Below are 25,852 nucleotides of genomic sequence, written 5' to 3'. Positions count from 1 at the left end.
GGTTTCTATTCTTTGATTCTGTGGGGGTAGGGAGCAGGGAGTACAGACACGACATGTGGAGTCTGTACAACATGAGTTTGAATTTTTAATTACGAATTACAAATTACGAATTATCTAGTGACTATGCTCTGGGTGGTCACTCAGTCAGCGAGGTCTACTGCCTTCATTCACGAGGTCAGAACCTCGTAGGTTCCGCACCCACGCGGAGCATGGGTGCGAGGGAAACTTGATATATATCTAGTGACTATGCTCTGGGTAGTCACTCAGTTAACGAGGTCTACTGCCTTCATTCACGAGGTCGGAACCTCGTAGGTTCCGCACCCACGCGGAGCATGGGTGCGAGGGAAGCGGATCGACTGAAGGGTAATCCAAAATCCAAAATCCTTAATATCCCTCCTCCTCATATTCCGGTTGCTTCTCCTTGACCTTCTGGGGAATATTAATCGGTTGGGGAGCATCATCATCCCACGCATCCTTCTCCAGGTCGTGGTCAATGTAATCCTCAGCCTTCACCTCATCCACCGGTACACTATAACTATCCTTCCCTGTAGCTTCACTCCAATTATCTTCCTCCTCCTCATCATCGTAGTATGCCGGTTCCGGTTCCGGACGTGCTTCCATCACCTGACGACGGGGGGGTTCCTCTTCGTAATAATCCTCATCCCAAACTTCCTCTTCCACTGGTTCCGGTTCCCGCAGTTTTTGTCGCGGTGGTTCTAGGGGGATACCACTGGGAAGTTGGTTTGATGGGGCGATCGCTTTTGGCATAGCGTATTCCTCATCCCCATCCCGTTCCCAAGGTGCGCGACCAATTCCCAGGCTTTCTAGTAAACCAACACTCAGTTGATTTACCCTTTCCTCTGCTCCTTCAAACACGATTAACCGATTTGGTCCAGTACTAACTACCTCATCAATGGAAATTTCGTAGGTGCTAATCAACCGGTCGGGGATTTGCGGTAATCCCAGGGAGGCAATAATAATCGACAATAACTTACCATTTTCCCGATGGAAGGTAAATCCACGCACCCGTCCGAGAACTTCTCCGGTTTCGGTAATGACCTCCCAGTTGATGAGATTACTTAACAACTCCACGTCGATATCTTCGATGACATCTTCGTTTTCCACCAGGATGACATCACCGATTTTACTGATGCGGTCAAGATACATGTAACGGGGTATACTGGAAACGGCGATGAGGCTGTCCTTGAGACCAAGGGCTACTACTTCTCGCTGTTCCACATCAACCCAGATTTGATTGACTATTCCTAGCCGTTTTCCATTGTCACTGGTGACGACCTGGGTGTTTAATATATCGGAGCGTCTGATTTGTTCTGAGGTCATTTATCTACCGAGTCCCGATTCTCGAATCCGGTTTATCCATACAACAATATTAATAACAAAAACTCAAGCGGTTGTATTGCTTGATTGTAATTTTATCCCCAATACTTGGGTATGAGCTCCCCGTGCTTGGGTGACACCAATAGTGCGTTCGGCTGATTCTATCATTGGCCGACGGTGACTGACAACGATAAATTGGGCACTTGTTGATTGTTCTCTGACGACTTTTGCTAAACGTTCGACGTTAAATCCATCCAGGAAACTATCTACTTCGTCAAAGGCATAAAATGGTGAGGGACGATATTTTTGGAGGGCGAAAATAAAGCTGAGAGCGGTGAGGGATTTTTCTCCTCCGGACATGGAAGCTAGTCTTTGTACGGGTTTACCCTTGGGGTGTGCAACTAGGTTTAAGCCACTGGTAAAGGGGTCTTCCGGGTTGTCGAGGAGTAAATAACCATCACCGTCGGAAAGTCCGGCAAATATACCTTTAAAATTTTCGTTGACTGCATCGAATGCTTCTTTGAAAGCTCGTTGACGTAGGGTGGTAAAGTTTTCAATTCTTAACAATAATTCGGTGCGTTCCCCTTCCAGGGTTTCGAGTTTTTGGCTAAGTTCCTGGAGACGGTTTTGCGTACGTTCGTACTGTTCCAATGCCAGCATGTTGACGGGTTCCATTGCTTGCATTCTTCGGGTGAGGCTTTTGAGTTCCTTTTGCAGCTCCTCTAAATCAACGTTTTCCGGTACTTCCGGTAGGGGTGAGGGTAGGTCTGTGGTGACGGTTTGTAGTTGGGTTTGGATGTGAGTTAATTCTTCTCGACGGTTAATTTGACTTTCTTGCAGTTTTTGGATTTCCCATTCTACCTGTTGTTGGCGTAATAATTCGGCGCGAATTTCGGCTTCGAGGGTGTCTCGTTTTTGTTTTTCTGCTCCTAAACTGGCTTCTAATTCCGTTAATTTGACACGAGTTTGGTCAATTTGCTGGGTGAGGTGGGTTAATTGTTGAGTCAGTTGCTCATGCAGATTGTGTTGGTTAATTTGTAGTTGCTGATACTCTTGGATGCGCTGTTGGGATTCCTGAATCCGCTCCTGTAAACGTACCTGTTGGGATTCTAAATTTATTAATCGGGTTTCTGCCTCCTGGAGAGCAGTTTGTCGTTGTTGTAATTGCTGCTCGTAATTTTTGATATTGGCTTGAATTTGTTGCCATTCACTAGGGGTTTGGGAAGCTTCCAATTCCGCTAGTTCTGTCCTTAGTTGTTGTAATTGTTCCTCCTGAGTCAGTAATTCCCCTTGAATCACCCCCAAACGGGATTGAACTTGGGTGTATTTTTCATGGTTTTGGGTTAACTGATTCCGGGTCGCTTCCACCTGTGTTGTTAAACCCTGTACATCCCGTTGTAACTGTTCTAAACGTAATTGGGATTCCCGTCGTCCTTGTCGAGACTCCGTTAACTCAGCCGAGATATCTTTAACCCGCACAGATAAATTTGCGATCGCATCGTTACATCTTGCCAATACCCGTTCTATTTCCTGTAGTCTTTGCTTTAAGGCTCGAACTTCCTCCGATTCGCCAACTTCCACGTTTCCAAACCGTAATTGGGAACGGTTGGCCATACTTCCCCCGGTCATGGCTCCACTGGGTTCGAGTAACTCCCCATCCAATGTCACAATCCGATATTTACCTAATTGCGATCGCGCTGTTTGCAAATCCTCAAATACCACCGTACCCCCAAACACATAGGCAAACACATCCCGGTAACGGGGTTCGGTTTCAATCAAATTAATCGCTAAATCCACAAACCCATTCACATACCGCAATTCATTCGCTCCCGGAATCCGGGGTGGATTAATTTTATTCAAAGGCAAAAATGTCGCTCTACCCCCGCGACGCTGCTTCAACAATTCAATCCCCGCAGCTGCAATCCCATCATCTTCCACCACTATATTCGCTAACCTGGCTCCCGCAGCTATTTCCAAAGCAATTTGATACTGGGGCTCCACCCGTCCCAAATCCACCACCAATCCGCAAATACCCGGTAAGCCCGATTGCAAAATTATCTTACTCGCCTGCGTACCCTGGGCTTCCTGTTGTGCCTGTACTTGAGCCTCCAATTTATCTAACTGCCGTTGTTTTTCCCGTTGCTCATTCACCAACCGCTTTTGAGTCTCCTGTTGCAATTGCAACTCCTGCTCCGTCGCCGCCAGGGTTTCTGCCAATTCCTGAATCGGTGTAGTTGCACCCCTAAATTCCCTCTCTAACCCAGCCAATTCCTCCCTTTTAGCTGCCAATTCCGGCTCCAACCTCTCCAACAAATCCCTCTGTTCCTGAATTTGCAACTCCAACTGCTGATACCGTTCCTGCAACTGGGCTTGCTCTGTCCGCAACGGTTCCAAAGTTTGCAACAACGCCTCAATTTGCCGGTTTAAAGCCGTTTGCTGCTGCACCCATGCCTCCGAAGCCGAAGCCACCTCCGCCGCCGCTTGTCGGGCATTTTCCAGGGTCTGCTGCACCCTATCCCGTTGTTGCTGACAAAAAGCAATCGATTCCCGCTCCAACCCCTGGGCTGCAATCATTTGCTGCAAATTCTGCTGCTGTTGCTGCAACTCCTGTTGAGTCGATTCTAACCTGTGTACCGTCCCCTGCTGGGTTTGCCTTAACTCCTCCTGTTGCCGTTGTAACTGCTTTCGCTCCGCTTCCTGATTCGCTAACTCGGCTTGGGTTGCCAATAACTGCTCATCCCCCAAAGCCTTGAGCTGAATATTTAACTGTTCTAATTCCGTATTTTTACTACTAATCAACCCATTAATTTCACCCAATTGGGTCGCCAACTCCGCCTGACGCTTTTCCCCCTCCTGAATTTGGTTTTGCAACCTTTCCTGTTGATTCTGCAAGGTTCTCCACAACAACACCCCTTCCCAGGACTGCTTCTCTAAAAACTCCGTCCGTAACTTTTGATACTTCTCCGCCTTCGCCTTATCCTGAGCCAACCTTTCACACTGGGTCACCAACTCCGACTCAATAATCCGACAACTATCTTCCTTCTCCTTTACTTCCTCCAAAGTCGATTTTGCCTGATTAATCTTGCGATCAAAGGCAGCTACCCCAGCCAATTCGTCGATAATTTCCCGCCTTTCCCGCGCATTCATGGAGATAATACCCGTTACATCCCCCTGCAAAACAATATTATAACCCTCTGGATGAATTCGCAACCGCTCCAACTCCTCATGCAACTCCCCCAAAGTGCAGGAAATGCCATTGATGTAGTAATTCGACGTGTACGTCCCCTGCTGCGTTACCCGCAACCGTCGCGTCACCGACCAATCTTCCCCAGGTTTGGCGCGAATTTTCTCCTTCCGCGTCCGGTCATCCTCACTTAACTCCGGTTCCGGTTCCTCTGGTTCCACCTCATCAGCCAAAAAATCATCCGCAATCGTCGTGATCACCAAATCCTCCTCCGACACCTCCTGGGGTTGGTGGTCAGACAAATCAAAGGTGACGGTGACACTCGCTTCCACCGTCGAACGTCCCTTACTTGCTTGGGTATTAACTAAATCCGGTAATCGGTCTGCTCGCATTCCCTTAGAACCAGATAAACCCAGACAAAATAGTAGGGAATCCAAAATATTCGATTTACCCGAACCATTAGGACCAGTCACCACTGTAAAACCGGGTAACAACGGTACCGAAGTTGTCCCACCAAAGGATTTGAAATTGGTTAGTTCAACGCGCTTTATATGAACCATAGGCGTTGGTAAGAGAAGGGGTAAGAATATAGGATACAGGATACAGGATATGGAAGGGAATGGGGATTTTGGATTTTCCCAGACGTAGAGACGTAGCATTGTTACGTCTCTACAATTAATCGTGGGTCGTGATTTCCGTCGGTAGTCAACGGTCAACACATTTTACCTAAACTTTTATCACAAAAAATATTTAGCCACTTGACTCTCCACTTAACTGGAGGGTTGAGAATAGGGTTATTCATTCACAAACCCAAAGGCTGGAAAATGACATTGACGATAAAAGTCCCCGATATGGCTTGTGCTAGCTGTGGGGAAGCGATCAAAAAAGCAATTATGACGTTGGACTCAGATGCGGTGGTGCAAACAGATACCAATACTAAGTTGGTGAGTGTGGAAACTCAGGTTTCGGAAGCTGTGATTCGGGAAGCAATCATGAATGCTGGTTATTCGGTTGCGTAGAAAGTAGCTATCGACTGCAATAGCCAAAAAAGACCAAATACAAAATATCTACCCTTGCAAGGAGGGGCTGAAAATCTTGAATTGGGTAGGTTGGGTGGAGATGCATAAATCAATATCCAGCGATATTATTCGTCCTCTACACCGTCAACCAACAATCAATTTTTTGGAGGACGATTATTTAGGGTATTTTGATTAGTTTTTCGATTTATTGTTGTTGATAATTTATTGATTTTCTCTGTCAGTTTTGTGGAGCTAAACTGCGTTTAACTCCACCGATAATTGTCCAAAAACTAATCAGATTGATGTGTAATTGAAAGAGATTAAATAAATCAGGGAGTCAACCAATAAATAGGCTAAATAACATGGTGAATAGTACATTAAAATTACGGGGAATGAGTTGCGCATCCTGTGTTCAAAATATAGAAGCAGCTATTAGTTCCGTGCCTGGAGTTAGGGAATGTATAGTGAATTTTGGTGCAGAAACTGCCACGATTACCTATGACCCAGAAAAGACTGATATTGTGACGATTGAAAAGGCTGTAGATGCGGCTGGTTATTCTGCTTTTTTGCTCCAACCAGAAAATACTTTAATGGAGGAAGATGCAGCCGAAACCTATAGACAATCCAGGGAAACCTATCACTTGACTCGTAAGGTGGTGATATCGAGTATCCTGAGTGGGATTATCGTTATTGGGTCAATTCCCATGATGACAGGTTTACATATTCCTGTGATTCCCATGTGGTTGCATGACCCTTGGTTGCAATTAGTCCTGACAATTCCCATTCAATTTTGGTGTGGCTTATCTTTCTATGGGAATGCTGGAAAAGCTTGGAAACGACATACTGCAACGATGGATACCTTAGTTGTATTGGGAACAAGTGTGGCTTTTTTTTATTCCCTATTTCCCACCTTTTTCCCCAACTTTTTTATCTCCCGTGGTCTGTCTCCAGATGTGTATTATGAAGCTGCTGCGGTGATTATTACCTTAATTTTACTGGGAAGGTTGTTAGAAAGTCGGGCAAAAAAACAAACTGGAAAAGCAATTCGTCAATTAATCGGTTTGCAACCAAAAACAGCACGTTTAATTCGGGATGGACAGGAAATTGATATCCCCATTTCTGAGGTGCAAATAGGTGATATTATCCTCGTTCGTCCTGGGGAAAAAATACCTGTAGATGGGGAAGTAATCGCAGGGACATCAACCGTTGATGAGTCAATGGTGACAGGGGAAAGTATACCCGTGGAAAAACAATCAGGGGATGAGGTGATTGGAGCAACTATTAATCAAACAGGTAGTTTTAAATTACGGACAACACGGGTGGGAAAGGATACAGTGTTAGCCCAAATTGTTCAACTTGTCCAGCAAGCTCAGGGAAGCAAAGCCCCTATTCAAAGATTAACAGACCAGGTGACAGGATTTTTCGTCCCAGTGGTGATAGCGATCGCAGTCCTCACGTTTATCATTTGGTTGAGTGTCGCGGGTAATGTCACCTTGGCCATAGTTACCACGGTTGGGGTGTTGATTATCGCTTGTCCCTGTGCTTTAGGTTTAGCGACCCCCACATCGGTGATTGTCGGGACTGGTAAGGGTGCAGAAAACGGAATTTTGATTAAGGATGCCCAAAGTTTGGAATTAGCCCATAAAATCCAAACTATAGTCCTGGATAAAACCGGAACCATCACCGCAGGAAAACCAACTGTCACCGATTTTGTGACGGTGAAGGGAACGGCAAACGGGAATGAAATCAAGTTATTACAATTAGCCGCATCCGTCGAGCAAAATTCGGAACACCCCCTAGCTACTGCTATCGTTGCATACGCTAAAACTAATCTGGAAAGGTTACATGTAACACTTTCCCAGGTAGTCGATTTCCGAGCAATCCCCGGTAGTGGTGTTCAGGGGATGGTTGATGCCCATTTGGTACAAATTGGCACACAACGCTGGCTGGCGGAATTAGGGATAAATACGCAATTGTTAGCAGGGGAAAAAGACCGTTTAGAATCAGAGGGGAAAACCGCCATTTTCCTTGCTGTAGACGGTCAAGTAGAAGGGTTAATGGGGATAGCTGATGCTGTCAAACCAACATCGAAATCAGCCATCCAAGCCCTGCAAAAACTCGGTTTAGAAGTAATCATGCTGACAGGAGATAACCACCGTACCGCCACCAGTATCGCCCGTCAAGTTGGTATAAACCGAGTCATATCCCAAGTCCGTCCCGACCAAAAAGCCGCCACCATTCAAGAATTACAACGGGAAGGTAAAAAAGGTAAAATAGTGGCAATGGTGGGAGATGGAATTAACGATGCACCAGCCCTGACCCAAGCCGATGTCGGGATTGCCATTGGTACAGGAACGGATATTGCGATCGCATCTAGTGATATTACCCTAATTTCCGGCGATTTGCATGGTGTGGTGACGGCTATTCAACTGAGTCATGCCACAATTCGTAATATTCGGCAAAATCTCTTTTTTGCCTTTATTTATAATGTCGCGGGAATTCCCATCGCCGCAGGTGTTTTGTACCCAATTTTCGGTTGGTTACTGAACCCAATTATTGCAGGTGCAGCAATGGCTTTTAGTTCGGTTTGTGTGGTGACGAATGCCTTACGTTTACGGAATTTTCAGCCAAAATTGCTTATTTAGGAAATGGGTGTCGGGAGTCATGGGAAAGTGAGAAATGCAGGATAGTCTTCTACAAGGATATTCTTCTACAAAGTGATTCTTGGAAGATATTTATAGCATGTCAATAAATATTCTTTGAATCCAGTGCTATTTGACCTTGTGTAGGAAGTTTTAAAGGCACGCAGAAGGCAACGCTATATAACGCTATATAATATTTATTACTTCATATTTTATTGATAAACAGGCTCCTATGGGATTTTATTCACAAGTAATTTTACCACCCCTTTTAGATTGGAGTTTATCTGATGCAACGATTGCCAAACTGCGCTATGAACTCCTCCAAGATGTGCAAGGAGAAGTTTTAGAAATTGGTTTCGGTACAGGATTAAATCTTGGTTTCTACCCAAATCATATTCAGAAAATTACCACTGTTGATAAAAATGCTGGAATGAATGCTTTTGCCAAACGACGTATTCAAAATTCCCAGATAAAAGTTGAGCAATTAACACTTTCTAGCGAACAATTACCAATTGCAAATCATACTTTTGATAGTGTGGTCAGCACTTTTACATTATGTAGTATTACTAATGTACGGCAGGCTTTGAAGGAAATTCATCGTGTCCTAAAACCCGGAGGCAGATTTTTCTTTTTAGAGCATGGATTAAGCGACAAACCGCAAGTCCAAATTTGGCAAAATCGATTGACACCACTGCAAAAAATTATTGGCGATGGCTGTCATCTAAATCGGGATATTTATGCATTAGTAGCAGCACAATTTCCAGATGTAAACATTCAACAATTTACTCCGGTCAACATGTCTGATATTATTGCCCATTTTTATCAAGGTGTTGCTACAAAAAGTTCACCACAACAGGAGTGGCAAAATTAATTATGTTAGTAAAGAATGGTCAACAAATCGGTACTGTCGCCAAAGTAAGTGGAGTTCCAATTAAAACAATTCGCTACTACGAGGAACTAGGTTTGCTAAAAGCATCTAGTCGAACAGAAGGGGGATTTCGCCTGTTTGATGAAGATGTTTTTTCCCGTTTACACTTTATTAAACGTGCCCAAAGTTTGGGATTGAGTTTATCAGAAATTAAAGACTTTCTCGAAATTTATGACCAAGGAAAATTACCATGCGATCGCATTAAAATTAGTTTACAAGAAAAGCTGCAAGATATTGAATATAAAATTCAAGAACTTATCCAGTTTAAACAGGAATTAGAACAACTTCTCTCAGCTTGGAAAGTTGAAAACTCTACCTCGACATCAGTGATTTGCCCAATTATTGAAAAAGATTAAAATGTGTTTGATTCGAGAGGAGGATAAAAATGTCGTGATTAGGAGCCACATTTTATATTTGTAAGTTTATAAAGGTTAGCATGAATGACCTACTCCACAAAACAAAATTTGTATAATCCAAAATCCTTTGGAACAAAAAAAGACGTAGCACTGCTACGTCTCTACAAATAAAATTTACATAATCCAAAATCCAAAATCCAAAATCTATTTGACTCTTCCCCGAAATCTCACAAATCCGTAGGAACCTGTCGGTGTACCCGGTGCTGTTGCATTCGGTAAATCTCCTAAATTGACGATAATTGCACCGTTAGTATTTTCTCCACCACAATCCACTAACTTTTTGCTGGGATTACTGGGGTTAAAGTAAACGGTTTGTGGTTCCACTCCCGGTGGTAAATAACGCATTTTCCCGTTGAGATCATAATTAGTCAAAGCTTGCATTTGACCGTTGTATTGCCAAAGTATACCCCTATCCCCACCTACACCTGGTGCTTTGTCAGGATAATTATTAAACGCAGTTGGAATAAAATTTACATGATTGGGAACGCGATCGCACAAATACACATTTTGAGCTGTGTCATCACCTGCTGAGAGGAAATAAATTGTGTATTCCAATTCGTCTCCTGGACGCACTAACCCACCATTAATTACCCCTGTTAACAGGTTAGCAGGCCATCCGGAATTGTCTTCGTCGGGATTATTCCCATCTTTGACTAGTTGCTGATACTGTTGTTGGTTGACTGCGGTAATTCTTTTCACCAAAATTACTTTTGGCTTACCGTTGACAACAGGACTATTTTCCACAGTAAACAGGGTCGGGTCATCATCCCCCGTATTTCCAGGATCATTACCAATACTTACACCATTATCCCCGGTTTGTATAAAGTCCCTGCCAACACCAGGAGGATTAGCTGTCCCATTTCCAGAATCTGCATCCGTTAGCACCATACCAACCGTTGCAGGGTTATCGGGGGTATTGAAGGTTGCGATCGCTTGGTTACTAATGGGATTGCTGTTATTGGTGTTATTGATTTTTGCTCTAATTTTGATGGTAATTGTATCACCCACCCGCAATGTTCCCGAATTGGTAATCGCACCTGTACCATTGTAATTGGTATTGTAGGTAATATTATTGCCAGCAGTAACGGCAGTTATTTCCCCAGACACAAAGGTTAATTGGGAAGGGAGGGAATCATTAATCACAAAGTTAATAGCATCACTGTTACCGGGAGGTAGGTTAGTATAGGTAATTGTATATTCCACATCATCACCCACCGTCACCGTATTACTATTATCATTATCACTCAAGAACCGGACAGATTTTTTCCCCTGCACATTTGCGCGATTAGAAGTTGTGATTACTAAAGGAGTAATTACAGCTTGACTAGGGAAAAAAGCCCAAGTATCAATTCCCTTGAAATCACCATAATTACCGCTAAACCCGTGTACACCTCCAGAACTATTTATCCCCATCGCTGCATTGCGAGGATTGGGAGGTGTTCCGGGAGTACCCAAATCGATCGCAGTCCCGTTTTTAGTCTGATAATTGTCAGCGTTGTAATAAACGGTATACGTATTTAAACCTGGGGGAAAAGCTGCGGGGGGATTCTCCATTTCAATGATCAACCCATTGGGATTATTTTCCGCATCCAGCATAGGAAAATGGTATTCTCCTGTTCTCAGGGTTACTTGAGCTTTGTAAGCAGCATTCCCTGGTAGGGGTTGTAAATTCACCCCATTACGGTCTTTTCCATCCCAGACAACCACATTTTTACCTACCAGGGCAACGTTTTGCAACACCCGATCCTGACTGGGGTTAAACACACCATCGTTATTGGTGTCAATGATGATGGAATAACTACCACTACTAGTACTATCAAAACTAAATTTTCCCCCCACTCCCACAAAGGTTTGATTTCCACTTCCCCCATTTCCCCCTGTAAATTGGAAGTTGGTTGGTGTTGCAGGAATTGCAGGTGTAGTTGGAATTCCTAAATGGATTAAAGTTTCCGGATCTGGGGGATTGAAAAACACCAAATGGGTAATGTCGGTGATCGTATCAGGAACATCCGGACGTTGTACTTCCACATTCCCCTCAAAAGGACTAAGCTGATTATTATTTGCGCGTGCAGAACGGTACAAAGTCGAATTATCAGTCCTATCGATAAACCCCCGACTATTACCAAAGAAAATAAATGCATAGGGGTCTAATCCATTCATTTCCGTCCGGTAACGGAATCCGTCTTTTGTTTGGATATAAAACTTGGAATTTAAAGAACGATTATTACTCCCTAAATTCATCGCGACGTAATTTGTGAACACCCGACCAGTTTTGGAATTTCCTTGACCATCTCGAACCGTGATATCCCAAGCAGAAACAGCCATTCGTTGAGTGTTATCGGTGGGAAAGGATGCATTTACATTTATTGGTGGGGGGTCTCCAGAAGTACTAGGTGCATGAAATTCCACTTCATAAATACCCGTTTCCGTTGCGGTGAATTGACAGGGTGTATATCCACCTGGATTGGGTAAGGGTCCAGCAGTTTCCTTTGCTAGCGTGTTGATAAAACCTTCATTGGTACCAGTGTTTTTGACATCACAAACACTTTCAATTCCCGACGGACTGCGTAAAACAATATCTTTGCCATCAAAACTAGTATGTACACTGGAACCCAAATTAATAACTTCACCCGACTTGACATAGACTTTGAGTTGGGTTTTTCTGGGAATATTTGCAGTTGTACCATTCGACCATTCCAAATAGGGTCGGGAACCACCCCGCGACACCAATTCTTTAGAGCCCTCCGCAACAGCTGGTAGGGAAAGTAAACAAACCAGGGTGGAAGCATTGAGGGTGGAGTGTAATAGCTTTAATAGTAGGTTTTTAAAAACTGAATTGTAGATATGTTTTGACATATCCTCAAAATAAAATATACAATTAATGCAAAAGTAGCATTGTATATTTTGTGGACAAAACAGTATTTTTACCACAAGTCAGGAATCAGGGAGAAGAGACAACCTGTCGAGTCATCAGTAGGTGTTCACTTCCGACGCAATGGGGATTTTGTGGTTGTTCTCATTCACAAGGACAAAAAATAAATCCGTAAATCTACTGTTTGTTTTGTCCGCGTTGATGGATACAAATGATGTATACGAACCTTGAAAATTGAATCTATATAAGTAGGTTAAGTTAAATCATTTTGGGTTTTGGAGAAGATTTTTATTGATTTTTACAGTGAAGTTGGGTTGTTAGGATAGATATCCCAGGACTTACGCAATCACTACTCAGTTACTTCATTGTGTAGATGCGTAGCGGATCGACTGTAGGGTCAGTCTTGTTTTATTGTAATAAGTGTGTAAGTCCTAATATCTTTTGGATAGGATGACTATTGTTAAAAAAAAATGACTTCTGGGATAATTTTTTTAATCACCGATGAAACCATCTAATTCATATTTGAAAAAAAAAGACGTAGCAGTGCTACGTCTCTACAAATAAAATTTACATAATCCAAAATCCAAAATCCAAAATCTATTTGACTCTTCCCCGAAATCTCACAAATCCGTAGGAACCTGTCGGTGTACCCGGTGCTGTTGCATTTGGTAAATCTCCTAAATTGACGATAATTGCACCGTTAGTATTTTCTCCACCACAATCCACTAACTTTTTGCTGGGATTACTGGGGTTAAAGTAAACGGTTTGTGGTTCCACTCCCGGTGGTAAATAACGCATTTTTCCGTTGAGATCATAATTAGTCAAAGCTTGCATTTGACCGTTATATTGCCAAAGTATACCCCTATCCCCACCTATTCCTGGTGCTTTGTCAGGATAATTATTAAACGCAGTCGGGATAAAAGTGACATGATTGGGAATGCGATCGCACAAATACACATTTTGAGCTGTGTCATCACCTGCTGAGAGGAAATAAATTGTGTATTCCAATTCGTCTCCTGGACGCACATTACCACCGTTTGTACCACCAATGAGGAAGGTTGCAGGATTTGGCCATTTATCTGTATCTGCGGGTGTGATGGGGGGATTGGGATTGGTGATGGTAATATTGTTATCGTCGTAGGGATTGCTATCTTCATCTTTGTATACAGCTAGGTTATCACCGTTATTAGTGGTGGTTAAACCGTTGACTGCGGTAATCCGTTTGATGAGGAGAACGTTGGGATTATCTGGTCTGCTAAATGGTATTGTCACCGTTGCTGGAGTTGGATCTTCCTTCCCAGCAGCATCAATGGCAGCATAAGTAAAGACAACAGTAATTTCACCATCATTTGGGTCAATAGTTAACTTAGCTGGGTTATAGTTAGTAATCACTTGACCCGCTGCGATCACATTACCATCGTAATAGAGTATGCCGTTGCTTGGTAGAGTGAAAATCCGAAAACTGTTACCACTACCCAAAACACCATCTTCTGGATCGGTTCCTGATAGTGGTGGAATCTGTACTCTGATACTCCCCCCTGGATTAATTTGGGAAGGTGCTGTAATTTCATTGGTATCAGGAAGTTGTTCGATACCAAAGTCTCGGTCAGCAATATTATTGATACCGATGTTGAAGGGGGTAGTAGCTAAGGGACTGGTACCTACCCATCCCTGGGGAAGTGAAGTTGTAGGAGCAGTAGATCCAACAGTTCCAGGTGTGGTACTTAACCGAATTGTGACGTTATTTTGATTGGAGTTAATGTTAGTGAAGGTATAGGTTCCATTTGAGTTGATGGGTGTTGTGGCAATTACATTACCAGCACTATTTACAAAAATCGCGTTGAGTCCACCTGCATTAGTTCCAGTTTCCGTTCCAGTTTGAATATTGTTAAATGTGTTGTTAGCGCTATTATCTGCGTCATTCCAAACCCGACCAGAAATTGTAATCGTAGAAGAACCAATTGTAATTACAGTTGCATCATTCGGTTGTGGTGTGTTTGGATCATCTGTTGGCACTCCAGTAGTATTACCCAAGTAAAATGTAGTTCCCTGGTTGGTGACACTTGTCGGTGGATTAGCAGTATTGACTCTGACTCGATATTTAAGAATAACTTGATAGGAACTACCTGTTCCTACTACCCCTGGAAGCAGACCTGATGAACGAATCGGTGCAGAATTGGCAAAGGGAAATGTTCCTCCGCTAGCATCAGCCACCGCAACACCATTCATGGTGGTACTATTAGTAACATAGCTGACTCCTGCGGGAATTGGGTCTTTAAAGACAGCTTTCGTTGCCGGGACGGTACCTACATTTGTAATTGTCACTGTGTATTCAACTACATCTCCAGGGAGGACTGTACTACCTGGGCTACCACTAACCTTTGTATAGGTTTTCGTTGATTCCAGAGTGGGAATAGGTGCAGCACAGCTGGCGAAGTCTGTACCCAATGTACTCACAGATGGATTGAATGTAACCGTTCCTGTCGCAGTCAAGGCACCTGTATTCGTATTAATTTGATATTTAGTGTTATTACTACCAGCATAAGCATATAATTTACCATCGGGAGTCAAAGCCAAGCTATTAAATTGTGTACCAGCAGGTGCTTGAGCTAACAAGTTAGCCGGAGAAGAGGCGGAAAAGTTGTCGATGTCAATGGTGTATACATTTTGATCAGCGGCTAAAAATAGGACATTATTTCCATCAAAAGCCATATCTCCATTAGATCCGGTAACGCCAAATAGTGAACTGCGGCTAATCTCTGCACCTGTTGTCGGGTTCAGTTCAAATAAGGTTGTTTGGGTTGCTACAAATAATCGTCCGCTAGGAGAAAATGCTGAACGAATCGTGAATGCACCAGGGTTAAAACTTCCTGTAAGTTGGGTATGGGTGTTGGTAACGGGGTCCCAATAGGCTGTTCTGGTTCCAGAGGTATCGCGAGATGTGTAGAACAATCGACCTGTACTAGGTTGTAGTGCTGCGGCCGCGCTTTGGAAGAACATACTAGTAGAGGGGATGCCATTGTTGGCAGTTGCCTGATTATAGGTAGCAGTGGCTAGATTAACCCGATAAATTCTACCGGGTGACTGATTATCAATTGCATAGACTATTCCGCAGTAAGCAGGTGAAGATGTTTGCGTTCGGGCTGGCTGATGGAGAATAGGGATTGTTAGAATTGCCATCAGGAATATAGCCAGGAATCTAATCCACTTGGGACGAAGAGTTTGGTTTCTCTTCCTTTTTTTCGGAACTGCGATCGCTTTTAATCTTTTATATATAAAATTATTCATACCTGTACATCTATTTGATTTGGGAAGGTAAATAGTTTTCGTGGTGTTTTCGTAGAGACGCGATATATCACGTTTCTACATATTTCGCCTATTTGTGTTGAATTGTCGCAACCTGTTGACTAACGATTCCTGTTGTTGGGGTGGAACAATTTTTTGTCTCCCAAATCCGTTGAATAGTTCGTCGATTTTCACTGTTAATCCCAGGTAGGGACCACCCGCAGACCGAGTTCCGGAAAAGTCGCGGTCGTCTACTTTGCCAAAGACGTAACCTGCTGCTAAACGCAGGGTGGGGGTGAGGTAATAACCTGCTTCAACAACAAATCCGGTTTCACTGAAACCTCCTTGATTAATCCATCTCGCTTCACCAACAATGTCAGTACTGTATCCCAGACGATAGGTTAATCTGGCTTGGGCTAAATTGGTATTAGTGGTTCCCGCTAAATCACTGGCGATGTAGGATGTGGTGTTACGGAGTGCGTATTTACCGTAGAGTTCCCAACGCCAATTGGGTGCGTAAATTGTCTCTAGTGCAAGGGTGTGGTCTTCGACTCCGGTTCCGCTTCCGACCAGGAGGGTTTCGGGGATAGAGGAGGGATTTTTTCGATATTCGTACCGGAATAGGGCGTTAAATTTGTCGTTGTGGGGGTCGCGGTAGGCTAATCCTAATTTTAAGTTAGCAGTGTCGCTGAGTCCGGTTAATCGCTGGTTGGATGCACCTGCTTGTTGATACCGTAAAAGTGCGGTGATGGCTGGTGTGATTTTACCTACGGCTCCGGCGGTGATTACGGTATTGGAACCGGCGGATGATGTGCGGTATTCGTAGCGAGCGCTGGCTTTAAAGTTGGGGTTATCCGTATATTCCAAGCCAATATTGTAGCTATCACCACCATTAAAGCCGATGGCGTAGGCGGATTGTCCGATGGCGAAGGGTTGGGCAAATTGGTTTCCGGCGGCGGTTTTACCAAAAAAGTCGCCAAAAACCCGTTCGTAGCCTAAATTGAGGCGTAATCCGGGGGCTATTTGCCAACGGTTGTTAATTCCGATTGCTCCTTGGGTGGTAAGTTCGTTACTTCCCCCTAATATGGAGTAGCGTCCGGTAATGGTGGTGTCTCGACCTAGTTTGTGTTCACCGCTAATTCCTAAACTGGTGATGGACTGACCGGAAAATTGACCGCGTGTATAAAATTGTTGAGCAAGGGTAAGGTTGAGTCCGGGTGTGAGTAACCAGTTTAAACCGAAAGCTGTGCGGTCAGAGTAGACTGCATCAACTTGGGAGGAAAGGGTTAATTCGTTTTGTGCAAGGAAGGTTAGTCGTTTGCTCAGGGGGAGACTTAAACGCGATCGCAGTTGGTTGGAGTTACCGGAAAAGGTATTATTGATTTTATCTGTGCGATCGCGGTGTATCCAATCGAATTCGAGGTTTCCTTGACCGATTTTTTGTTGGATTCCCGCAGAAATGGTGGTCAGGGAGTTATCAACGCGACCTCCCGGTAAGGGTTGGCTACGGGGTGCGAATAATTCCTCAAAGGTGTCTAGGGGTTGGGGTGCAATCCCAAAGTTGTCTTCGTGGTCGTATTGGAAACGGAGGTTGGTGGTGTTGGTAATTTTACCTGTGACTTGCGCACCGTAGCGGGTTTGTCCGGGGACGAAACTAATGGTGGTATTATTGGCAAAGCCGGTGTCGGCAAAGCGGTAGTAAGCACGTGCTTGGATTCCGGGGAAGATTTGTGCATCCGCTTCGACTCGGACTGCTTCCCCCTTGACTGTTCCCATGATATCGGAATCGTTGTGGGAGCGGGCATATTCGGCGATGAAGCGACTGTTATTCCCGAAGGATATCATCGCATCTGCACCGTAAAGTTGAAAATCGCGGGTTCCTTGATTTTCTTGGAAGTAACTTGCTGCAATCCAACTATCTTGGTTTGTTCCCCTAGCCAGATTGTACTGTAAACGTCCGCCGTAGATATTGCCGTCGGAGTCTTCTAATTTTTGTTGATAGGTGACGATAATTCGTCTGACCAGGACTTCCCCGTTGTCTCCGATATCGGTACGTTGTTGAGGTGCTGTAAATAGTAAAGTTCCCCGGTCGTAATCAATTTGGTAATCCTGACCGATATTTAAACGTTGACGCTGAATAATCGTTCCCGGTCGATTTAATTCCTCCGTTTCGATAAACACCGCTTCACTTCCCGGTTGTACCAGACGACGGGAAAGGAAGTAAAATCCACTTGTCCCATCCGGTGCGATCGCATCCCGTTGGAAACCTTGAACGTTATTACCATAGAACCCTGTGAACTGGAGATTACCCAAGTTGTAATTGAGTTTGAACCCGTGTAATTGCCGGGTAAAGGAGGTAAACTGTTGGGATAGCCGGGCAAATTCTTCGGTGTTGTAATCACCCCACATAATATAATCGGGGGATGCACCCCGGACTTTACTGGAGCGTTCAAATCGAGCATACACACTATCAATCGATGGTGTAATCACATCTATTCGGGAACTGTCACCATAGACGGGATAATTTTGCTCATCAAACTGGTAATTGCGGAACAAGCGATTATCACAATTACAATCCTCATTCAAATTGCGATCGCTGTTATAAGCTCCTGTAAATAACCATTCTCCCACAGCACCGGTGGCAAATAGGGAGGAACGGACATCAAAACGGGTGCTGCTATCTACTCGATTACTAGTTTCCGGACGGGGACGGAGAAAATCCCGCAGACTACCATAATAATCCGTACTTCGCGCTCCTAATCGCAAATCAATTACCCCTGTCACCAAACTTGGCCGTAGTGCAGTGGCAAATTGGACTTGGGTAAAGGCTTCTAAATTACTCGCAGTAGCACGGATGCGTACTGTTTGCGCATTTATGTTAGATTGGAGTTGAGCAGTAAATTCCCCTTTTTTTGCTTGTACCTGAAATCCTGGAACTTCTGGTTGCAAGTCATTTCCCACAAATTCCCCCGCAGTTGCAGCAATGGTAACAACTGCATCCCGGTGGGAAATATTGCCATTTTCATCCAGTAATTGTCCAGTAATATTTGCCAAAGAGCGACCATCTGCGGGAATAGTTGTTTCCCTGGTGGAGAGGGACATTTTCGTTGGTAAACCCCGTAAAAACACTTTCACACTGCTTTCAAGGGTATTTTCTCCCTTAATTCCCGCAGTAATTTGGTTTTCTCCTTCCTTGAGGGGGACACCATACCAAGTTTGCGTCACCACATCCCCATCAACTTCCGTCCGTCCCACTAAAGATGGGTCTACTAATTCACCATTAACTCGTAGTTCAATCTCGCTTCCGGTTGTAAACTGTAGAATTACGGTTGTTGCAGGGATATCAATGACGGCTTTTTCGCTGGGAGTGAGTATTTTTATAGTTTTGGTAGTGGTAGGGGAGTTAGGGGGGGAATCAGCTGTATGATGGGAAGGGGTATTTTGTTTAATTTTTTCAATTGCAGCAGGTAATTGGATGGCAGAATCTGGTTGGAAAGGTTTAATTGCTTCTGGGGAGGAAATCGGTGTCTGGGGATGATTAAGGGGTTGAAGTTCCTGATTATTCTGGTCTTGATTATCAGTTTTTTTGAAGTTACTTTCCGGATGATTAACTTCGTGATTATTAACTTCTTGACTGAGAATCAAAGAATTATCTTTGAATTTATCTATATAGGTTGGCAATTGAACACTTGCATTCGGTTGGAAAGGTGGAATTGAGCCATCAAAGTTTTTAAAAACCTCTTTTTCCTGCTCAACCCCATCTTGATCAACCAGCAGAGATTCCCGTAATTTACGCTTGAACGCCAGAATTTGCTCATCCCGCGATCGCACCACTATACTATCATCAATATTCTCCTGTCTTTTGTCTCCTATTTCCCCTATAATCTCTCCCGTTTCCCCGTCGATTTCCTCCCCATAGGTTGCAATCGGAGCGAAAATACTACTGAAAATACCCGCAACCGTTCCCAGCAAAATTAAATTTGGATAGGAAAGAATCAGCTTGCGCGCAAAACTAGAAAATAGAGATTTGTGATAATTTCTGTGAAATTTCTTATATATATCTAGATATCTATCAGAAGACCTGTAATTCATTTTTTCACATCCTCCAAGAAGCTAGGAGTCACTGCAAAATTCATCCGCGCAGTTCCACCCGGTGCAATACGAACAAGACGGGATTGACTATTACGCTCCTTGAAGCGACGATTAGGAGCAAGGGTATAACCCGGTAAACTACTTAAATCCAATACACCCGTATGATTTCCTGGTAAAACATTCGCAACCGAAAATAAACCATTCGGGTCAGTTGTGACACGATTACCATTATTTAAATAAATTACCGCATTCGGGATACCCGGTTCATTTTCCTGCTGTTCCCCATCAAAATTCTTATCTACAAACACCCGACCAATAATAGTACCGCAATCGGAAATCATCCCCGGACGCAATTGTAATTTATGGGTCGCTGGACCATCCTGGGTACGGAAATTATTATCCACCCGTTGCGCATTTACCACCGCACTATTTACACCACTACCTCGCATTGCATCGGGAGTAATTCGCGTTCCATAGACAATATTTAAAACCGACCGTGGTGGTAAAATTGCATTAGTACGGAAGATGACATTTTGTCCATTTACCTCTGTTGAAACTTCTACTTCTTTACCGTTAATTTCTCCCCGAACAGTTTCTGGTTGCAAACGAAAACCCAAAGGTAAAGTATCAATAGCAAAAACATTATTTAAACCAACTTCCACCAAATTCCGCAAAGATAAACGATAAATTGCGGTATCCCCAGGTTCCGCAGTTGCTCTATCTCCCGATTTAATAATTTGCACCTGATTCGGTTGACACAGATTAGTCGCAAACTCAAAGGTTAATAAATCCAAACCCTGTAATTCCGCATCCGCAACCGCAACTACTGTCCCCGTAAATTCCGTTTCCCCCGTTAAACGAATTGGTTGACCATCTAAAGAAGTCGCAACATATCTTAAAATCCGATTTTGAGCATTACCAATACCCGTTTCTCCCCCCGTAGACTCACCAATTCTAATGCGGATACGACGCTGTTGATAAATCGAATTTGCTGGTGGATTAACAACTAATATATAGGTTTTACCAGGTTGAGTTTGTCCCTTACTGGGGTCAAGTAAAAAATTATAGGTTCCCCGTAAATTGGGGTCAGCAGGGTTATTTTGGAGGAAATAGGGATTCAGGTTTTCCGCGTTTGGTAATCTTCCTCCAGGAACACCATTATTGGGAATATCCGGTAATTCTGTGCGAGTTAAATCCACTAATCGACCCAATTCTGTCCCTGTCGGGTCACTAGGATTAGTTTCATATACACCAACGGAAAAACCTGTATAATCCGGTAAAAGTTCACCACCACAACCTAAAATTCTCCCCAAGGGGTCAATTAACCCCCGTTCTGTATTTAAAACCTGGGAAAATCCACGAAAAATTCTTCCTGTACCATCACTATATTGATAGCTAGCTTGGTTAACAATGGGAATGCGATTATTTTGATTAGTATTTTGATTATTGACCAATTGCGCTTGAGTTGGAAAAGACGATGACAATGAAGTTCCCATTAGGAATACCATCGTGCTAGTTGTTAGCCAACACCTTTTTTTTTTCGTACATTTAGCATTATTTAGCATCTAGAAAAGTAAATATAATAGAAATCCGATTTAGTGTTTGAATCTATTTGTTGGGGTCAGGGAGTAGTGAGTAGCCATCATGAACTGCATACACCAGAACGTACGAAAGTGTTTTTTCCTCTACTCCCCACTCACTACTGACTTTCAAACCTTCAATTCCTGGGGTCAAATTGCAGAAAAAATTTTCCACACCTTCTACAACTACCTGTATTCTGGACGTTACTGATGTGATGTATGAAATTGATTCGTTGGATGTGTAAAACCCGGATGGAGACGCGATATAGCCTCTTTCAGAGGAGCTTCGCTAACGCGTCTCTACATTTTATTCATACCTGGATTCAGCAACGCTGTATTTTGTCTTCTACCGAACCCTTAACTGATAACTTCCCTTGACATTACTCTTAGCAGCGATCGCATTGGGAAAATTCCAGCGAATATGGGTGTATACTTCTGCGGGTGCAGGTTTTTCCTCCACCTTCCCGTTCGCAAGTTTCACCTTCACCGTCGGATTTTCCACAAAATTACGTCCCCCATCAATACTGTAGGTAATTTTAGCGTTCGTATTAGCGTTAGCAGATTTAAGTACAAACACCATCCCCTTGGGAATCGGTTGATTAAACGTTAGATTTTTCACCGCGCGATCGCTTTGATTTGCACCTGTAATCGTGTATCGCAACACATCCCCCGGTTGAACAGTCACTCGACCTTGAAGAGGTTCCCAGGAGGTTTTCATTTTACCTTGAACATCCTTAGTTAAAACTTGTTTCTCCGCAGTCAATTCCAACTTCAGCATTGATTGCTTTTGCACATTCTGCGCGATCGCAGTTATCGCATTCGTCCCACCTCCCAACGGAACCCCAGCAATCACACCAGAAAATGGTAATAATAATGCTGCTCCAGCAAACACCGCAATCGTCAATTTTTTCATAATTAAAACCTCAAAACTAAATAAATCCTCAAAATTTTCGGTCTACCGTAGAGACGTAGCACCGCTACGTCTCTACAAATGGGTTGAAATGCTAATTAACTTTGCGTTGGAAAACAAACTGACGCTGTTCACCAGGAGCAACCGGATTAGTCACCGTATTCACATACTTACTCACATCTGTGTCAGCAGTTGTTCCCGTTTGGTCAATCGAGAGATTAGCACCAGTAGCTCCACTGTAGAATTGAATCGTTGCAGTACCGGAATCCCTCGCAGAACCAACTACGTTACTGGTATCAATTTGACCATTACCATCATTATCCTTAGCCCAGTTATTCTTACCATCACCGGGTGTTGTACTGAGGGTTCCATCCTCCGTAATTACTACCTTGTCAGCGCGGAGAATTCTATTACCTGTACCCGATTCCGCCTCGGAAATATTAGTATAACGAATACGATACTCGATAATATTACCAGGTGCAGGTATTTTCGGATTACTGCTAAATTCCCGGTCTTCAGCACGTACCGCAGGTCCATTTCCAGGTAAGACACGGGATTCTTTCACCATTCGTAGGAAACCTGTATATACCCGGTTAATGGTAATATTATTCGGTTCATTGTTGAAACCAGGGGTACCATCGTCAATGAAAGCAGTGATGGGTACGGGGAAACCACCTACTAAATCGTTTGGATCTGGTGTGGTTGTATCTAAGTCAGTGGAAAGTGGTGTTCCTGGTGGTAAATTCACCTCCACCCCGTAATTAACCTGCGCACCCGGAGCTAAATTGGGAATGGTGATGTAATCGGTGGGATTATTAAACGCTGTTCCATTCCAAGTATAGGTCTTGGATTGCTGACCGTAGGTGATTGTCACCGTTGTTCCTGCTGGTAAATCTGCGGGGTTAGCAGGTGGTGTGGGAATCAAGGAAATATTATTGGGATTAGTACCGCTATTTCTGACGGTATTGGTAAACGTAACTGGAGATGGGTCGAGGGTATCACCAGGTTTTTTATCTTCAGGAACTAGGGAAGATTTGTTTGTAAAGTCATCATTGTTGTTGGTCGGTCCAATCGCATCAGGAGTCCGTTCCGGTCCATTCAAAACCGCATTATTCTGGGGAACGTCAATTACAAAGGAGTTTGCTTCACCACCAGGTCCGACACCAGTGTTATTATTACCCGTATCAATTCCTGTATTATTTAACTCAGTCGGATTATCAATAAACCCATCCGTCACAGTTGGTGTATTATCGGGAATTCCATCACCATTTGCATCCACAGCACCGGGAGGAAGATTATTACTGTCGTAATTGCTGGGATTTTGGTCACCAGATTCATCATAAACCTGATTATCGGGAATTCCATCACCATTATTATCCACGGTCGGTACACCCGCAGTTTGACCAAATAACTGAGCAATATTATTCACAGTTAAAGGTGCTGTTTGACCAGTTCTCACCTTCACCTGTACATTAAACCCACTCACCGTCTGACCAGGTGCTACAGCAGTGACAACATTCGGGTCATTGACAAAACCAACACGGGTGACAGTTGCTAAATTTGCAGGAGGTGTGGTTGTCCAAGTTGCTGCATTGGCATTTACAGATACAGCATCAGTTGTGTATACTACCTGCCAACCAGGAGGAGGTGTGGGAATTGCTGCTAATTCTGTTCCTTGGGGAATCGCATCGGAAACTAAAATTCGGTTCCCCGTCAAACCCCTCACCGTCGTTCCCGCTAAGGGAGCAGGGGTAATCCCATTACCCGTCGGGTCATTCAATTCCACCCGTAAACTTAAACCGTAGGTTAATCTATCATCCTCAATAGCAGGTGTTCCGGCATTATCATAATTATTACGCACCTTGAGAACCGTTGCCAATGCATAGGTCTTCACTGCTTGATCTACGGTAATTCTTTGGGTTGCACTTGCTTCCCGAACTCCATTCACAGGTGCTCCATTGACTTCACCAGGAGTACCATCCGGGTTATCCACCGTATACACGTCACCACCATTGGGGTCACGCAGTTGGTTTTGTGCATCCCCTGGAGTATCACCCAAGGTTACGTTAATAATATCGTTAGTTCGTGCCCCCGCAGCAACTGTAACCGGTACACGGACTAAAATAGAACCGTTGACGGGAATAGAACCAGAAATATATTCACTTCCAGGAATCTGAGTCCAGGTAGCACCCCCATCCAAACTATATTCAGGTTTTCCTGCTTGACCTGGACCTGTCACCCTCACTGCTTCCGGAATCCGGATTCGAGTCGGGTCGTTACCAACGTTAGTTACGGTGTAGTTGTAGTAGATAGTATCACCAACGTTAGCTTGACCGTTATTATTTAAATCTTCTCTGAAAGTTGTACCGCTTCCGGTGACGGTAATACCAGCAACCTCTGCAACGGTGACAACAACTGTATTCGATGTCGCATTGATTTTTGTATTCGGGTCAAGGGGGTCTTCGTAGGTTGCAGTTGCGGTGTTACTAATGGATTCACCAGCACGGGTTCCTTCCGCAATTACCGGTGCAACAAATTGGATAATACCACTTGTAATCAATACAGTTGCTACCAATGAGCGATATAGTTCTGGGAAAAATTTGACAGATTTACGTGAGTATGACATATTTGTGTTTAATTTTTAGTTTTCTTTGTAATCAATCTTGCGTTGCGACGTAAGATTTTTCTTTTTTTTTTACTCCTGATGGGGACATCAGTGAATTTTTACATCAAGCTTTCACAGTCCTTGAACTTCGCAATTGTTCGAGTACTCTATAATTGCGAGTTAGAATTGTGGAAACAAAAAATCCTATTGACCGTCAATTATTAACAGTCAAACACCTAAGTTCTACTGATAGGGTATCTGCAACCTGATTCATTATTGAATTATCTGCAAAGCTTGATACTATGTGTACATATAAAATTTCGGGACAAAATTGCTGACATCAGCTAAAAATCATTGCGTCAATAATTACGGATTGTCAACAGTTAACTGTTAACAACAAGTAAATATATGACTTCAACCCGCAATAGCTTGTTTGAATTGTCTCTGTACACATATATCTCAGTAAATGGCTTTGAACTGATTTGATTTAAGGTTTTTCTGACTCCCTCTAGTTTTGAATGTGTATTTGTGTTTGCTCTGCGGTTAGGGAATCACTTACTTCACTATCTTACCTTCTACAAGCATCAAAACATCTAGAAAGTTCTACAATGAATGTAGCATTTACGATTTTGTTCCCCCTCAGTAAAAGCACTTAAAGACTTGATAAATTAACCATTACTGATGTTGAGGAAAAAGATGCATTGAATTGTTGATTTTTTCCTATCTTTAATGTTGTTTCACCTGGTTATACATCTTCATTCCAGCAGATTTTGACAATGTGGTAAATGTTTACGTAGATATAGGTATGCAACATGTACAATATATACAACTTTTAAATAGATGTTAAACTGACTCCTTTACATGTGTATACTTCGCACCCTGATATATTCCCCTTTCGATTTGTTGATGGTTGACTGTTAACCAGCATTAAGCTGTTTGAAGTATTAAAAATTATTCCAGTACAGACGCGACATGTCGCGT

12 protein-coding genes are annotated in these 25,852 nt (G+C 43.4%); 4 read left to right on the top strand and 8 right to left on the bottom strand.

All coding sequences use genetic code 11. From position 1 onward, the window contains the following. Window positions 1-384: 384 nt before the first annotated feature. Together CDC37_RS00775 and smc are read right to left on the bottom strand one after the other, a co-directional pair. Window positions 385-1,341: a PRC-barrel domain-containing protein gene (locus CDC37_RS00775; protein ID WP_096620042.1), complete on the bottom strand. Its 957-nt coding sequence runs from the start codon at window positions 1,339-1,341 to the stop codon at window positions 385-387. Window positions 1,342-1,404: 63 nt separating this feature from the next. Then, window positions 1,405-5,082, bottom strand: a complete 3,678-nt coding sequence (gene smc / locus CDC37_RS00770; protein WP_096620041.1) for a chromosome segregation protein SMC — start codon at window positions 5,080-5,082, stop codon at window positions 1,405-1,407. A gap of 264 nt (window positions 5,083-5,346) precedes the next feature. Between smc and CDC37_RS00765 the strand changes: the two genes are divergently transcribed. The 4 genes from CDC37_RS00765 (at window position 5,347) to CDC37_RS00750 (ending at window position 9,467) form a co-directional block, all read left to right on the top strand. Further along, window positions 5,347-5,541, top strand: a complete 195-nt coding sequence (locus CDC37_RS00765) for a heavy-metal-associated domain-containing protein (protein ID WP_096620040.1) — start codon at window positions 5,347-5,349, stop codon at window positions 5,539-5,541. A 362-nt stretch (window positions 5,542-5,903) separates the two neighbouring features. Then, entirely contained in the window at window positions 5,904-8,186 is a 2,283-nt protein-coding gene (locus tag CDC37_RS00760; RefSeq protein WP_096620039.1) for a heavy metal translocating P-type ATPase, read from the top strand. A gap of 229 nt (window positions 8,187-8,415) precedes the next feature. Beyond that, window positions 8,416-9,054, top strand: coding sequence for a class I SAM-dependent methyltransferase (locus CDC37_RS00755; RefSeq protein WP_096620038.1), 639 nt, complete (start codon window positions 8,416-8,418; stop codon window positions 9,052-9,054). Window positions 9,055-9,056: 2 nt separating this feature from the next. Beyond that, the gene (locus CDC37_RS00750; protein ID WP_096620037.1) at window positions 9,057-9,467 is read left to right on the top strand and encodes a heavy metal-responsive transcriptional regulator; all 411 of its coding nucleotides are present in this window, start codon (window positions 9,057-9,059) and stop codon (window positions 9,465-9,467) included. 204 nt (window positions 9,468-9,671) lie between these two features. Here the strand turns inward: CDC37_RS00750 and CDC37_RS00745 are convergent, their stop codons facing one another. The 6 genes from CDC37_RS00745 to CDC37_RS00720 all read right to left on the bottom strand — a co-directional run bounded on the left by CDC37_RS00745 (window position 9,672) and on the right by CDC37_RS00720 (window position 24,892). Next, window positions 9,672-12,383, bottom strand: a complete 2,712-nt coding sequence (locus CDC37_RS00745; protein WP_096620036.1) for a DUF11 domain-containing protein — start codon at window positions 12,381-12,383, stop codon at window positions 9,672-9,674. Between the two features lie 613 nt (window positions 12,384-12,996). Then, on the bottom strand, window positions 12,997-15,579 hold the full coding sequence (locus CDC37_RS00740) for a DUF11 domain-containing protein (RefSeq protein ID WP_172892735.1): 2,583 nt from the start codon (window positions 15,577-15,579) through the stop codon (window positions 12,997-12,999). 183 nt (window positions 15,580-15,762) lie between these two features. Continuing rightward, entirely contained in the window at window positions 15,763-19,776 is a 4,014-nt protein-coding gene (locus tag CDC37_RS00735) for a TonB-dependent receptor (protein ID WP_231943175.1), read from the bottom strand. Then, window positions 19,773-21,341 carry a DUF11 domain-containing protein gene (locus tag CDC37_RS00730; protein WP_096620034.1) on the bottom strand — a complete coding sequence of 523 codons (1,569 nt, stop codon included), beginning with the start codon at window positions 21,339-21,341 and terminating at the stop codon, window positions 19,773-19,775. The genes CDC37_RS00735 and CDC37_RS00730 overlap by 4 nt, the downstream gene beginning before the upstream one ends. A gap of 361 nt (window positions 21,342-21,702) precedes the next feature. Beyond that, entirely contained in the window at window positions 21,703-22,269 is a 567-nt protein-coding gene (locus tag CDC37_RS00725; protein ID WP_096620033.1) for a DUF11 domain-containing protein, read from the bottom strand. A 91-nt stretch (window positions 22,270-22,360) separates the two neighbouring features. Further along, window positions 22,361-24,892 carry a DUF7925 domain-containing protein gene (locus CDC37_RS00720; protein ID WP_096620032.1) on the bottom strand — a complete coding sequence of 844 codons (2,532 nt, stop codon included), beginning with the start codon at window positions 24,890-24,892 and terminating at the stop codon, window positions 22,361-22,363. Window positions 24,893-25,852 lie beyond the last annotated feature (960 nt).

It is taken from the genome of Calothrix sp. NIES-3974 (assembly GCF_002368395.1).
Classification (GTDB): domain Bacteria; phylum Cyanobacteriota; class Cyanobacteriia; order Cyanobacteriales; family Nostocaceae; genus NIES-3974.
The sequence above is the reverse complement of the archived record's forward strand: the minus strand, read 5'-3'. Positions and strand labels throughout refer to the sequence as shown.

Coding starts and splice junctions, on each gene's coding strand:
- CDC37_RS00775 (WP_096620042.1), bottom strand. CDS start 1,341: ATGACCTCAGAACAAATCAGACGCTCCGATATATTAAACACCCAGGTC.
- smc (WP_096620041.1), bottom strand. CDS start 5,082: ATGGTTCATATAAAGCGCGTTGAACTAACCAATTTCAAATCCTTTGGT.
- CDC37_RS00765 (WP_096620040.1), top strand. CDS start 5,347: ATGACATTGACGATAAAAGTCCCCGATATGGCTTGTGCTAGCTGTGGG.
- CDC37_RS00760 (WP_096620039.1), top strand. CDS start 5,904: ATGGTGAATAGTACATTAAAATTACGGGGAATGAGTTGCGCATCCTGT.
- CDC37_RS00755 (WP_096620038.1), top strand. CDS start 8,416: ATGGGATTTTATTCACAAGTAATTTTACCACCCCTTTTAGATTGGAGT.
- CDC37_RS00750 (WP_096620037.1), top strand. CDS start 9,057: ATGTTAGTAAAGAATGGTCAACAAATCGGTACTGTCGCCAAAGTAAGT.
- CDC37_RS00745 (WP_096620036.1), bottom strand. CDS start 12,383: ATGTCAAAACATATCTACAATTCAGTTTTTAAAAACCTACTATTAAAG.
- CDC37_RS00740 (WP_172892735.1), bottom strand. CDS start 15,579: ATGGCAATTCTAACAATCCCTATTCTCCATCAGCCAGCCCGAACGCAA.
- CDC37_RS00735 (WP_231943175.1), bottom strand. CDS start 19,776: ATGAATTACAGGTCTTCTGATAGATATCTAGATATATATAAGAAATTT.
- CDC37_RS00730 (WP_096620034.1), bottom strand. CDS start 21,341: ATGCTAAATAATGCTAAATGTACGAAAAAAAAAAGGTGTTGGCTAACA.
- CDC37_RS00725 (WP_096620033.1), bottom strand. CDS start 22,269: ATGAAAAAATTGACGATTGCGGTGTTTGCTGGAGCAGCATTATTATTA.
- CDC37_RS00720 (WP_096620032.1), bottom strand. CDS start 24,892: ATGTCATACTCACGTAAATCTGTCAAATTTTTCCCAGAACTATATCGC.